1 pseudogene is annotated in these 238 nt (G+C 45.0%); it reads left to right on the top strand.

The window, feature by feature from the left end:
* Positions 1 to 98: 98 nt before the first annotated feature.
* Positions 99 to 238, top strand: a pseudogene (locus tag BHE89_RS02900) (LpxL/LpxP family acyltransferase); the annotation flags it as partial.

The following is a 238-nucleotide window of genomic DNA, read 5'->3' as shown; positions in this document are numbered from 1 at the left end:
TTTTCGGTACCTATAAAGCGACATTACCTGCGATAGGGGCGGTTAATGAAGTATGTCGAGCGGCTATCGTACCGTATTCCCCAGTGTATGTCATAAAACCAGATCAAGATCATGGCGCAGAACATAGCAATTGTGGATTTTTTCGGTACCTATAAAGCGACATTACCTGCGATAGGGGCGGTTAATGAAGTATGTCGAGCGGCTATCGTACCGTATTCCCCAGTGTATGTCATAAAAC

The sequence above is a fragment of the Shigella sp. FC1967 genome, from assembly GCF_001743005.1.
In the GTDB taxonomy this organism is placed as follows: Bacteria; Pseudomonadota; Gammaproteobacteria; order Enterobacterales; family Enterobacteriaceae; genus Proteus.
The sequence above is the reverse complement of the archived record's forward strand: the minus strand, read 5'-3'. Positions and strand labels throughout refer to the sequence as shown.